This window comes from Vibrio sp. 2033 (genome assembly GCF_033339735.1).
On record NZ_JAWOVC010000041.1, the window covers coordinates 1 to 12,822 of the forward strand.

Consider the following 12,822-nt stretch of genomic DNA (forward strand, 5'->3'; position numbering starts at 1 on the left):
TCTCTTCCCGACTCGCTGTGTGACTTTCGTCTCACTCCGTGTCGGTGGATGCGCAGTATAGGGGGTTGAGAAATTAGCACAAGCGTTTTTTGCAAAAAAACTTTCAACCGAACAAATAACAAGCATTCTGCATAGATACTCAACGATCTTGTCTAATATTTCGGGTTGCAGAGGATCTTTTCATGATGAAACACCTGACTTCTGCATTAAAAGATCGCCGATTTCTTTGTGATTTCGGTTGCTGATCTTATCTCTCTTGGTTCTTTTTTCTCTTTCTACCTATATAAAAGATGAAAAAAAGAGCAGAACGATGACGAACTGCTCTTTTGGTCTTTGCTTTTTATTTGGGGTACTTCAGGTGAAGTCTTGGAAAAGTGTTTCTTCTGTATATAGAAGAAAAGATCAGAGCATCCTTGCCCTTCTCTTTACGACAGATTAGTTAGGGGTATATCTAAATGTCGTTATTGTTCGATGACGCATTGAGCTCGTAAGAGTGGAGCATGCTTGCATTCCCAATGGCGTCATCTTCGAGAGGAACTTAGTTCTTCAATACTTTTACGGTGTAGCTACCATCTTTTTGTTGGTATAGGCCGTGGATGTCGGTTTCGAAACCTGGGTAATGCGCACCGATCTCACAAAGCATCTCTAGGAAGTCCAGCACAAGGCGAGACTCTTGAGTCACCATTTCACCAGGAAGTACTAGTGGCACACCTGGAGGGTAAGGAAGGATCATGTTCGCACTTACGCGACCAACCATTTCTTCCAGTTTGATTTCTTCTACGTTACCGCGAAGCTCTTCTTGCCATGCTGCGTGTGGTGTTACTTTCATTTCTGGAAGAACATCGAACGCTTTGTACATTAGCTCTGGTAGGTTGTATTTCTTAGTTAGGTCATGAATTGCTTGTGCTAGTTCTTGAACGCGCATGCCTTCATAAAAGCTTGGATCTTCGTTGTATAGCGAAGGTAGGAAGCTCTTGATGGTTAGGTTCAAGTCGTAGCCACGTTTAAATTCAGTTAGACCGCGTAGCAATTGCATTGCTTTTGATTTGTCGATACCGATTGAGAATAGGAACAACAAGTTGTATGGACCTGTTTTCTCTACCACGATGCCGCGCTCGTCTAGGAATTTAGCCACCAGCGAAGCAGGAATACCTGATTCTTCTAGTTCGCCTTCTTTATTCATCCCTGGAGTCAGTAGCGTTACTTTGATTGGGTCAAGATACATGTGGTTATCATCCATGTTCTTGAAGCCGTGCCATGTGTCGCTAGGGTCTAGTTTCCAACATTCTGTGGTATCGATGTTTTCTGGTTGCCATACATCGAAGAACCAGCTGTCGCTTTCTGCTTCTAGACGTTTGATCTCTTTACGGAAGCGGATTGCGCGATCGATAGAGTCTTGCATCAACTTCTTACCAGTGTTGCCGCGCATCATTGCCGCTGCAGTTTCAGTAGAAGCAACAATGCCGTACTGAGGTGAAGTTGAAGTGTGCATCATGAATGCTTCGTTGAAAGATTCTTTATCAAAGTCGCCTTTCACGTGAATCATTGAAGCTTGTGAGAACGCTGCCAACAGTTTGTGTGTTGATTGTGTTTCGTAGAACACTTTGCCTGGCATCGCTTCACCACTCATACCACATTTACCTTCGTAAATTGGGTTGAAGTTAGTGTAAGGCACCCAAGCACTGTCGAAGTGGATGTGTTTACAATCTAGCGACTCTTTGATGAATTGCGTATTGTACAACAGACCATCGTAAGTTGAGTTAGTCACTACTGCGTAAGTTGGTGCTGTTGCACCTGGTGTTTTCGCCACTTTCTCTGCAATGACATCGCGGCTGAATTCGCTTTGTGGAATACCACCAAGGATGCCGTATGCGTTACGAGTTGGGCGGAAGTAGATTGGTGTCACGTCGCTCATCATCATTAGGTGAGTCAGAGATTTGTGACAGTTACGGTCAACCAGTACTGTGCTGCCCGCAGGTGCTGAGTACATGCCAACAATTTTGTTCGATGTAGACGTACCGTTCGTTACGATGTACGAGCTGTCTGCATTGAATGTACGTGCGATGTATTCTTCTGCATCTTTATGTGGACCTGAGTGGTCTAGTAGAGAACCTAGTTCAGGCATTGAAATTGATACGTCCGCTTTGAATGTGTTTGGACCGTAAAAATCGTAGAAGATGCTACCAGCAGGGCTTTTCTGGAATGCAGTACCGCCCATGTGACCTGGAGTACAGAAGGTGTATTTACCTTCTTCTACGTATTTGAATAGCGCTTTAGTGAATGGAGGCATGATGGCATCTTTGTATGCCTCAGTCGCTTGGTTGATTTTGATAGCGATGTCGTCAGCCATACCTAAAGCGTACTCGAAGAAGCTCACGTTTAGACGTAGGTCTGTTAGTGAAATGTCTAGAGTAGACTGTTCGTTAGCAAATGCGTGAACAGGCAGTTTTTCGTTGATTTGGCTGATACGTTCACATAGCTCTAGTGAGTATTTATCCCAGTCGAACAGCACACCGCAAATGCGTGGGTTCATCTCAATCATTTTGATCAAGTCTTTATCATCTACTGGGTAAACCACTTCGTAGCCCGCTTTCTCAAGAGCAGCGTGAAGTTGACGAACTGGCTCTTCTTTAAAGAACACACCCATGTGGTTCAAGATAGCGAATATATTCATTTGGACATCTCCAAGGCGAATGAGGGCGCTCTTTGCCATTTACAGGCAATGAGTAAGGTGAGCGCCGCGTGAATTTGGGTTTTATGGGCTGGCACCGTAGTGCCAGCGTTTTGGGGATTAGTTGCTTGCTTGGGCAGGCATGTCGTCAGCGTGCATTTTCACGTACTGAGCAAGACCTGCTTTTTTGCTGTAGAACATCAAGATAACTAGAGACACGATGAAGGTTGCTGTTAGCGTACCGCCCTCTGCACCAGCTAGTGCGATGAAGCAGAACAGACAAGCCACACCAGAGAACAGCATTACGAAGCCGTTGCGTGTTGTCATACCTTCGAAGCGAATCAAGTTAATGCTTGAGTAGAAGTAAGGCAGCATAGTTAGTAGAACTGCGTCAGTCGTTAGTTGGTTGAACAGATCTGATGCGTGTGCTGTTTTAGAGCTGAAGAACATCAGTACAACCATCAGTGCAGTCATCTTGATTGACGCAAGGATTAGACCTTTCTTAGGCACACCGTTTTTGTCAGTTTCGCCGTAGATTTTAGGGAAGTTGCCATCGCTCGCGGCACGTTTACCAGCCTCGCCCACCAGCATCATCCAAGAACCTAGCGAAGTGAAACATGCTAGTGCTGTGAATGCTGATACGAATGGTGCAGTCCAGCTACCGAATAGCTCAGTGGTTGCCAATGCAAATGGCGCACCTGATGCCGCAACTTCTGACGCTGGGAACATACCGCTGATCATTTGAGTTGATAGGATGTAAATCACACCTGCGATACCAGTACCCAACATAGTTGCTAGTGGTACAGTACGTTTAGGGTTTTCTACCATACCAGTCGATACCGCTGCTGATTCCACACCTACGAATGACCATAGACAGATAAGAACCGCAGTTACTACCGCGTGGCTGTCAGTGCCTGCTGATACGTTCCAGTTTTGGCTGTAAAGCGCAGTGTCGAAGTGTGTCCAACCAAATGTAGCTGTACCAACAACAGGGATAAGGATAAGAACTAGACCAAGCGTACATAGACGGCTTACCCAGCTACCACCAAGTAGGTTGACGAAAGTGAAGATCCATACCGATGCAATCGTCGCAATACCTGCTGGGATTGGGTTATTAAGCACAGGGAAGAATACTGAAAGGTAAGAAACACCTGTAATGGCAATAGCCAGGTTACCAATCCAGTTCGCGTGGTAATAAAGAACGCCCGTTTGGAAACCAAATACCGGAGACACTTCGCCAGCATAAGCGATAGGACCACCTTCTTGTGGGTTTTTGGTTGCCAGACGAGCGTAAACAAACGCCAGACTCAGTGCACCGACCAAACAGATCAGCCAACTGAAGATTGAAACAGAGCCTACAGAGGCAAGACTAGAAGGTAATAGTGCAATACCACTACCCATCATGTTACCGGCTACGACACCCGTACAGGCAATAAGGCCGATTTTTTTCGCATTCGATGACATAACATCTCCAAATCTATTCTACTCGAGTCAACATGACTCAAACTGAATGGTTATTAGCGAGATGCTATGAGGAAAAACCTGCTCGACCTCGCTAAATTTCGAAGTGAAGACTACGCCCAAAAATCGGGAAAAAAATAAACTTGGTGTTATCAATAAAATGATTAGTTCATCAACATCAAGTTGAGATAAACATGATAAACACAAAAATATAAAATTATATTATTCATACGATTATAAGAAAAACATCAAACCTTCTACCGATAGATAAACTCTCATCAACTCGTTGGTCATCGCGATAAAAGTTATCAACTTCCCCATCCCGAAGGGTTAATTCCCTGAAGTGTTGATTCCATAAATCTCTCCCTGATCGCGCTTTTTGACCCACATCAATATTCATCTCGCCTGCAAGAAAGCATCAAAATCATTCTCGCCACATAACTCAGCCAGACACTTCATACAATCAATAGAGATAGAGAAGCAAAGCGGGTATGTATTCCCGTTACAAGCTTGCGTTGTTAGCTCCTTCGTAAGTCATTGGCCCACCGCCTCACCCTTTTCACTTTTCGACAGCGACAAAAAAGCCCCTCATCGAAATGAGGGGCTAGCATTAGACTGACGTTGAGTCCGAGAGAATTAAAGCATTCGAACGACAGAAGGGTGAACGGCGCGATACATGGCGTAATCAATCGCCTTCATGTTACTTGGGAAGACCAAGTTTTCGCACAGCAGGTACGTCTCAACCGACGTATCAATATAGAAAGCTTCACTGTAAGACTCACTGGCCAAATCCAGATCACCATCCAATTCGGCGTGCTTACCGCGAATCACATAGGAAAGCACTGAATCACGTAACCTCAATGCCTGTCCGAGATGCCGCTTGGCTAACGCCATGTCACCAATGATGGTTTCGTGCAGTGCTAAAGCTTCATAAATTCGCGGTTGAATTGGCCCCACCATCATTTTCACATTAGTCTCTAGTGCTTCACTGAGCTGCTGCATTCGCCCTTTCTTCAACTCCTGTGAGAAATCAAGTGCCTTTTGTACATGGTAAGCAATCAACAACTCAGCTTGAACGTAAGCATTATCCGGCTCGATTTCTAAAATGTTTTCCATCAAGTCGATACCTTGGCGGAATTGTTTAGTATCAGAGACATTAAGGTAATGGTTAGCCTGAACAAACAACTCCAACGCGTCGGGATTCATTGGCATTCCCGCCACCAGCATCGTAGATTTCAATTTGGCATCCGACACTTTCAGCACTTGCATCAAATCCAACGACGCTTGTTGAAGCACTGTCTTTAAATGACTACTGGTTAACGCGTATTGACGACTAAACAACACTTTCTCAGATGAGTTATTGCGATATTCCACCTCTAAAAAGCTGCCACCGTCATTCTCACGAACTCTCACCACAACCGATTTACCAGGCACAATGCCAGAAGTAAACGACGCCTTCTTTAGCATGACTCGGTAATCACTGACTTGAGCAATGTCGGACATCAACTTTTGGGCGAATCCGTCTGCCAAATCGTAGCTTAATCCTTCATTCGTAAAATTATCTTGAAACTTGAACTCAATCAGATGGGTATCGATGGCTTGGGTAATACGCACTTCCGATTGCTTGTAGGTAAACACGCCCATCACTACGACCAACATACTGATCCAGATGAAGTTCATAATTCCCAATCGCCAAGGACTGATTTTGTTTTTGCTCTGAGGGGCTTTTTTCTCTTTTGACATCTCGCAGACCGCGCGAGTTAGAGGACCGGCAGGAAAGGTAACGGCTGGTGCTATAGGTAGACAATCCTCTTCCGATTCTTCAACCGAAGGTGGGATCTCTTCATTTTGCCGACTTGTGACAAACTCTTCATGCGTCATAGCAACCACGTTCGCTACCAGCTTATAGCCACGCTTGGGCACCGTGATAACGTAGTTGGTATTTTCCTCTCGACCGTCACGTAGTAGCTTACGCAACTCAAAGATGGATTGAGTCACCACTTGATCGGTCACAATCGCTCCAGCCCAAACGTACTGAATCAATTCCTCGCGGTTGAACACCTCATTCGCATGCTCCGCTAAGAAGTGCAAAAGATTAATTAAGCGTGGCTCAACAGTAACTTCCCTATCTTGTCGATACAGCTTATTTTCATCAACGCTCAAAACCCAGTCATTGATTTGAAAATAGACTCCAACCATGTATGAAAACTCTCGTATCTACAGACAGCGTTACGCTAGGAATCAGACAATGGTCGATTCCTACAAGTAACTAAAGGCAAGATTATAGGTGGGAAAGCAGCGTGTACCTAGAAAAGCAAGTCGCCAAAAATGCAAACTTAAGTTAAGTGATGCAAGAATGAGACTACTCAAGTGCTGCGAGGATAGAGCAATGTGTGGCGTCATCGTCTGTATGACCACAACAAGCATCATTAATCTTCTTTAACGCTCGGCGAATTTTCGTCAGCTCGTTAATTTTCCCATCAATCAGCTCTAACTTAGCAGAAGTAATGGCTTTTACCTCTGCACAGCTGTGTTCTGTCGCTTCTAACTTAATTTCTAACAGGTCTTTAATTTCATCCAGACTCAAGCCAAGATCTTTACCTTTGAGGATAAAGTGCACCTGCTTTTGATTCTCTTCATCATACAAGCGGTAGCCTGATTCGCTTCGCCCTGCGGGTTTTATTAGCGCGTTTTTCTCGTAGAAACGCAATGTATCGGCAGTCACACCACAACGTTTTGCCAGTTCACCTATCTGAAACATAACTTTCCCTATTAACTATCTCGTTACTTTTAAAGCTAAAGAACGACTTTTTTGCAATTATTTTTGAGATACCAAACGATTGCGCGAGCTTTTTTGTAATAAATTGGTTAGAATACGCGCCATCAAATGTGGAGACTGTTTTCTAACCAGAAAACACCCTGCAAAGGTCTTTACCAAAACTGGCCAATATTTTACCCCAAGAGGTAAAAACAAGTTCATTTTTGGCAAACATCTTTAACTCCGTGAATTTGAGGAAAATGGAAGCATGAATAACGCTCGTCCTATTCGCCGTGCGCTTATCAGCGTATCAGACAAAACAGGTATTGTTGAGTTTGCGCAAGCTCTTGCTGAGCGCGGTGTCGATATCCTATCTACTGGTGGTACAGCTCGCCTACTTGCCGAACAAGGCATCGCCGTAACTGAAGTCTCTGACTACACTGGTTTCCCAGAAATGATGGACGGCCGCGTTAAAACGCTTCACCCAAAAGTTCACGGTGGTGTGCTTGGTCGTCGTGGCCAAGATGATGACGTGATGGAAAAGCACGGCATCAACCCTATCGATATGGTTGTCGTAAACCTATACCCATTCGCAGAAACCGTTGCCAAAGAAGGCTGTACACTAGCCGACGCTGTTGAAAACATCGATATCGGCGGCCCAACCATGGTTCGTTCTGCAGCGAAAAACCACAAAGACGTGACTATCGTTGTTAACGCAGGTGATTACGGCCGCGTAATTGCAGAGATGGACGCAAACGAGAAGTCTCTAACACTAGAAACTCGTTTCGACCTAGCTATCGCAGCATTCGAGCACACAGCATCTTACGACGGCATGATCGCAAACTACTTCGGCACTATGGTTCCATCTTACGGTGAGAACAAAGAAGGTGATGAAGAGAGCAAATTCCCTCGTACGTTCAACCAACAGTTCGAGAAGAAGCAAGACATGCGCTACGGTGAGAACAGCCACCAAGCAGCCGCATTCTACGTTGAAGCAAACCCACAAGAAGCATCCGTTTCTACTGCTCGCCAAATCCAAGGTAAAGCCCTTTCTTACAACAACATCGCAGACACGGACGCAGCGCTTGAGTGTGTGAAAGAGTTCAACGAGCCAGCATGTGTAATCGTAAAACACGCAAACCCATGCGGTGTTGCTCTAGGTAAAGACATCCTAGAAGCGTACAACCGTGCTTACCAAACTGACCCAACATCTGCATTCGGCGGCATCATTGCATTCAACCAAGAGCTAGATGCTGAAACAGCAACCGCTATTGTTGAGCGTCAATTCGTTGAGGTCATCATCGCTCCTTCCGTTTCTGCTGAAGCGATTGAAGTGGTTGCAGCGAAGAAGAACGTACGTCTACTAGAGTGTGGCGAGTGGTCAACGAAGACAACGGGCTTTGACGTGAAACGCGTCAACGGTGGTCTACTGGTTCAAGATCGCGACCAAGGCATGGTAAGCCTAGACGACCTTAAAGTGGTTTCTAAGCGTCAACCGACAGAAGAAGAGCTTAAAGATGCCCTATTCTGCTGGAAGGTAGCGAAATACGTGAAATCTAACGCGATCGTTTACGCGAAAGGCGACATGACTATCGGTGTGGGCGCAGGCCAAATGAGCCGCGTTTACTCAGCGAAAATTGCCGGCATCAAAGCTGCAGACGAAGGCTTAGAAGTTGCCGGTAGCGTAATGGCATCTGACGCTTTCTTCCCATTCCGCGACGGTATCGATGCCGCAGCAGAAGCCGGCATTAAGTGCGTAATTCAGCCAGGTGGCTCTATGCGTGACGACGAAGTTATCGCAGCAGCAGATGAGCACGGCATGGCGATGATCTTTACCGGTATGCGTCACTTCCGCCACTAATCCTCTCGTCTTCACTGGGACGATAACTGCGTTGACGGCGTTCACTTATCCTAATCACATAGCATACTATGCTCATAGGAATAAGTTCACTTGTCGCCTTGTCCTCGTCCCATTGAATTAGAGAGGCCATACTCAGGTCTTTGCGAAATATCTGAGTTTGAGCAAACGGTATTTATAAGATTAAGGATTTTCATATGCGAGTTTTAATCATTGGTTCAGGCGGTCGTGAACATGCGCTAGGCTGGAAAGCAGCGCAAAACCCAAATGTTGAGACTATTTTCATTGCTCCAGGCAACGCAGGTACAGCACTAGAGCCAAAACTAGAGAACGTAAACATCGATGTAGAAGACATCGCTGGCCTTGTTGCTTTCGCCAAAGAGAAGGCGATTGAACTGACTATCGTTGGCCCAGAAGCACCATTGGTTATTGGTGTGGTTGATGCGTTCCGCGAAGCTGGCTTACCAATCTTTGGCCCTACCCAAGCCGCAGCGCAACTTGAAGGCTCTAAAGCGTTTACTAAAGACTTCCTTGCTCGTCACCAAATTCCAACAGGTGCCTACGCGAACTTCACTGAAATAGAGCCAGCTCTTGCTTACGTACGTGAGCAAGGTGCACCGATCGTAGTAAAAGCTGACGGCCTTGCTGCTGGTAAAGGCGTTATCGTAGCGATGACGCTAGAAGAAGCTGAGGACGCAATCAAAGACATGCTAGCAGGCAACGCATTTGGTGATGCTGGTAGTCGTGTCGTTATCGAAGAGTTCCTAGATGGTGAAGAAGCAAGCTTCATCGTGATGGTGGATGGTGAGAACGTTCTGCCAATGGCCACCAGCCAAGACCACAAACGCGTAGGCGACAAAGATACGGGTCCTAACACCGGTGGCATGGGAGCATACTCTCCAGCTCCAGTGGTAACACAGGAAATCCACAACCGCATCATGGAAGAAGTGATTTACCCAACAGTACGTGGCATGGCCTCTGAAGGTAACCCTTACACTGGTTTCCTATACGCGGGTCTGATGATCGACAAAGACGGTACTCCGAAAGTAATCGAGTACAACTGCCGCTTCGGTGATCCTGAGACACAACCTATCATGATGCGCATGGAATCGGATCTTGTTGATCTGTGTCTAGCGGCAATCGACGAGAAACTGGATCAAGCGGAATCGAAGTGGGATCCACGAGCATCGATTGGTATCGTGCTAGCAGCCGGTGGTTATCCAGCAGCGTACAACAAAGGCGACGTTATTTCGGGTCTGCCACAAGTTGAAATTGAAGGCGAAAAAGTCTTCCATGCTGGTACAGATAACAAAGATGGCGACATCGTGACAAACGGTGGTCGTGTTCTTTGTGCAACCGCACTTGGCAACAGCGTATCAGAAGCGCAGCAGCGTGCTTACAAGCTTGCAAAACAGATCCGTTGGGATGGCATGTTCCATCGCAACGATATCGGCTACCGTGCAATTGCACGTGAGCAAGACAAATAAAAACAACATAAGTTGGCTAAAAAACAAAAGGCGCACTCAGCGCCTTTTTTTATTGTTCTTGTTCGACAGAATGCGAAGCAATGTTTATTCAGAGATAAACGTTGGCCGAGAAACACAATCAAAGTCATCGTCATTGAGCATCAACAGTTCATCGACCATTGCTTTGTTTCGTGACTGCTTGCCGACAAAAGCCACATAACTGTCTACCGATGAGAGACGCTCGATAATAAATTTTGGCAGCGTCTGATTAAACTCGAGTGTCGAGAACACCTTACCTTTGCAGGTTTCAAACGATTGACCATTCCAATAACCTTGAATAAGGCTCTGATTGTTACGAGACTGCGCCTTAACCGATGCCACTACGTCATTCGCTTCTGCTTTGTAGCGCTCTAATTGGTCATGCTGGAGTGGTAAGACTTTAAGGTTAACACGATATTGTTGGTAAACCGCTTCGCCATCTTTATTGAAACGGATGTGGATTTGAAAAGGCACCAACTCTTGTTTGGTATCAACTTGCTCGCCTTTTCGAATCAACTCTCGCAACTCACCTTCATCCCAGCGATAATCACTCTTGAACCAACCATTGTCCCCCATAGTCACATAATCAGCCGCCGTACTCACACGAGTGAGTTTCTCTGTCATCCAGTACAAGCTGCTAGCATCTCCCGCAACTTTACCACCAGAAAAATGCGTGAATTGTTCTAAATTAGGAGTTTCAACCGATGAACAGCCAAAAAGGGTAAGGCTAGATAGGAGAAGTGAAGTGAGTAGATGTTTTTTCATGAAATTGCACCGAGGCAGGATACCTCGGTGCATTCTAACTTAGTTTACTGATTCTTTCAGCGCTTTACCTGCTACGAATGCTGGTACGTTAGCTGCTGCGATTTGAATCTCGTCACCAGTCTTAGGGTTACGACCAGTACGTGCAGCGCGGTGGTTTACTTTGAATGTACCAAAACCAATTAGTTGAACTTGGTCACCCTCTTTAAGTGCGCCAGTTACACCATCAAGAGTCGCTTCAAGAGCAGCTTTTGCTTGTGCTTTTGATAGGTCTGCTTTCTCTGCGATAAAGTCGATTAATTGGGTCTTGTTCATTAGGTTTCCCTTCTCATAGGTTATCGAATTCGTCTCACTCTAAAACATAAATGCCCCATCTGGCAAAGGTTTGTAAGCGATCTTTCGATTTTCTGACGTACTTTTAGCCATAATATGAGTAATAACTCACAATTTGTTACCACATACCCCCTGAAAACCCTTGCTTTCCAAGGTATTTGGACCAATTTATAAGTCACTTTTGCGGTTATAATAGCTGCAAATAACCACTATCAAACTACATTCAAGGGCAACTATGCTGCTGTTATCCATTTATATCTCTATTGCAATCGGCATTTCGTTTATCTGTTCGGTGCTGGAGGCGGTACTGCTGAGTATCAGTCCGAGCTACATTGCGCAGCTCAATCAACAGGGGCATCCCGCAGCTGGGCAATTGGCTAAGCTGAAATCAGATATCGACCGACCACTGGCATCTATTCTGACTTTAAACACCATCGCTCACACGATCGGCGCGGCCACTGCTGGTGCACAAGCTGCGGTTGTATTTGGTAGCGAAGCATTAGGTATCTTTTCGGCAGTGCTGACATTGGCGATCTTAGTGCTTTCAGAAATCGTACCGAAGACGATTGGCGCGACCTACTGGCGTCAGTTGGCACCCACTGCCGCGGTCGCATTGCGTTGGATGGTATGGGCGCTTACACCCTTTGTTTGGTTCTCAGAGCAAATCACCAAGCGTCTTGCTCGTAACCACGAAGCTCCAAAGATGCGTGATGAGCTGTCTGCAATGGCGATTCTGGCACGTGAAAGCGGTGAATTTGCCGAGGGTGAATCAAAAATCTTAAGCAACTTGCTTGGCATCCAAGATGTACCCGTAACGCAGGTTATGACGCCACGACCAGTAGTATTCCGTGTCGATGCCACAATGACCATCAATGAGTTCCTAGAAAAACACAAAGATACGCCTTTCTCACGCCCATTGGTTTACAGCGAGCAGAAAGATAACATCATTGGTTTTGTGCATCGCCTTGAGTTGTTCAAACTACAACAATCAGGTTGTGGACAGAAACAGTTGGGAGCAATCATGCGCCCAATTCAAGTGGTGCTAAACAATACCACTTTACCTAAAGTATTCGACCAGATGATGACTCATCGCTTACAGCTGGCACTTGTTGTTGATGAATACGGTACCGTGCTAGGTTTGGTAACGTTGGAAGATATTTTTGAACACCTCGTAGGCGAGGAGATCATCGACGAAGCAGATAAAAGCACTGACATGCAGGAGCTGGCTTACCAACGCTGGGAAAGCTGGAAAGAAATGCACGGCGTAATCGAAAGCCGCGATGACGATGAAGAAGACAATGAGTCGGAGAAGCAGGATAAAGAGCCAGAAGCTCAAGAGCCACCGAAACCCGACTCGAAAGAATCGTAATCAGCATTAGGTATAACAGCTTAAACGCACAAGTAAATTACCACCTTCTAAAGAAGGTGGCTTTGTGTGAGCCCCCTAAAAGGGGGCCTTTGTTTAGTCCAGCGC

The 12,822-nt window shown here is 45.8% G+C and carries 9 protein-coding genes; 3 read left to right on the forward strand and 6 right to left on the reverse strand.

The features are described 5' to 3' along the window. Positions 1 to 538: 538 nt before the first annotated feature. The 4 genes from R7P74_RS23615 to zntR form a co-directional block, all read right to left on the reverse strand. Positions 539 to 2,674, reverse strand: coding sequence for a lysine decarboxylase CadA (locus tag R7P74_RS23615; protein ID WP_225474302.1), 2,136 nt, complete (start codon positions 2,672 to 2,674; stop codon positions 539 to 541). Positions 2,675 to 2,791: 117 nt separating this feature from the next. Then, positions 2,792 to 4,135, reverse strand: coding sequence for a cadaverine/lysine antiporter (gene cadB, locus R7P74_RS23620; RefSeq protein WP_262634514.1), 1,344 nt, complete (start codon positions 4,133 to 4,135; stop codon positions 2,792 to 2,794). 633 nt (positions 4,136 to 4,768) lie between these two features. After that, complete coding sequence (gene cadC, locus R7P74_RS23625; protein WP_151514382.1) at positions 4,769 to 6,331, reverse strand: lysine decarboxylation/transport transcriptional activator CadC; 1,563 nt, start codon at positions 6,329 to 6,331, stop codon at positions 4,769 to 4,771. Between the two features lie 163 nt (positions 6,332 to 6,494). Continuing rightward, the gene (gene zntR, locus R7P74_RS23630; RefSeq protein ID WP_005382529.1) at positions 6,495 to 6,893 is read right to left on the reverse strand and encodes a Zn(2+)-responsive transcriptional regulator; all 399 of its coding nucleotides are present in this window, start codon (positions 6,891 to 6,893) and stop codon (positions 6,495 to 6,497) included. 265 nt (positions 6,894 to 7,158) lie between these two features. Between zntR and purH the strand changes: the two genes are divergently transcribed. Further along, on the forward strand, positions 7,159 to 8,751 hold the full coding sequence (gene purH, locus R7P74_RS23635; protein WP_225474300.1) for a bifunctional phosphoribosylaminoimidazolecarboxamide formyltransferase/IMP cyclohydrolase: 1,593 nt from the start codon (positions 7,159 to 7,161) through the stop codon (positions 8,749 to 8,751). Between the two features lie 194 nt (positions 8,752 to 8,945). Next, a complete protein-coding gene (purD, locus tag R7P74_RS23640) occupies positions 8,946 to 10,235 on the forward strand; it encodes a phosphoribosylamine--glycine ligase (protein WP_130545078.1) in 1,290 nt (429 codons plus the stop codon). 84 nt (positions 10,236 to 10,319) lie between these two features. Here the strand turns inward: purD and R7P74_RS23645 are convergent, their stop codons facing one another. Then, the gene (locus tag R7P74_RS23645; RefSeq protein WP_318123231.1) at positions 10,320 to 11,018 is read right to left on the reverse strand and encodes a DUF1481 domain-containing protein; all 699 of its coding nucleotides are present in this window, start codon (positions 11,016 to 11,018) and stop codon (positions 10,320 to 10,322) included. 39 nt (positions 11,019 to 11,057) lie between these two features. Further along, positions 11,058 to 11,330: a nucleoid-associated protein HU-alpha gene (hupA, locus tag R7P74_RS23650; protein WP_005382524.1), complete on the reverse strand. Its 273-nt coding sequence runs from the start codon at positions 11,328 to 11,330 to the stop codon at positions 11,058 to 11,060. 253 nt (positions 11,331 to 11,583) lie between these two features. On the opposite strand from hupA, the gene R7P74_RS23655 reads away from it, so the two are divergent. Then, positions 11,584 to 12,717: a hemolysin family protein gene (locus tag R7P74_RS23655; RefSeq protein WP_213894437.1), complete on the forward strand. Its 1,134-nt coding sequence runs from the start codon at positions 11,584 to 11,586 to the stop codon at positions 12,715 to 12,717. Positions 12,718 to 12,822 lie beyond the last annotated feature (105 nt).

Bases quoted from the DNA above. Each gene is read 5' to 3' on its own strand.
- R7P74_RS23615 (WP_225474302.1), bottom strand. From the start codon at position 2,674: ATGAATATATTCGCTATCTTGAACCACATGGGTGTGTTCTTTAAAGAA.
- cadB (WP_262634514.1), bottom strand. From the start codon at position 4,135: ATGTCATCGAATGCGAAAAAAATCGGCCTTATTGCCTGTACGGGTGTC.
- cadC (WP_151514382.1), bottom strand. From the start codon at position 6,331: ATGGTTGGAGTCTATTTTCAAATCAATGACTGGGTTTTGAGCGTTGAT.
- zntR (WP_005382529.1), bottom strand. From the start codon at position 6,893: ATGTTTCAGATAGGTGAACTGGCAAAACGTTGTGGTGTGACTGCCGAT.
- purH (WP_225474300.1), top strand. From the start codon at position 7,159: ATGAATAACGCTCGTCCTATTCGCCGTGCGCTTATCAGCGTATCAGAC.
- purD (WP_130545078.1), top strand. From the start codon at position 8,946: ATGCGAGTTTTAATCATTGGTTCAGGCGGTCGTGAACATGCGCTAGGC.
- R7P74_RS23645 (WP_318123231.1), bottom strand. From the start codon at position 11,018: ATGAAAAAACATCTACTCACTTCACTTCTCCTATCTAGCCTTACCCTT.
- hupA (WP_005382524.1), bottom strand. From the start codon at position 11,330: ATGAACAAGACCCAATTAATCGACTTTATCGCAGAGAAAGCAGACCTA.
- R7P74_RS23655 (WP_213894437.1), top strand. From the start codon at position 11,584: ATGCTGCTGTTATCCATTTATATCTCTATTGCAATCGGCATTTCGTTT.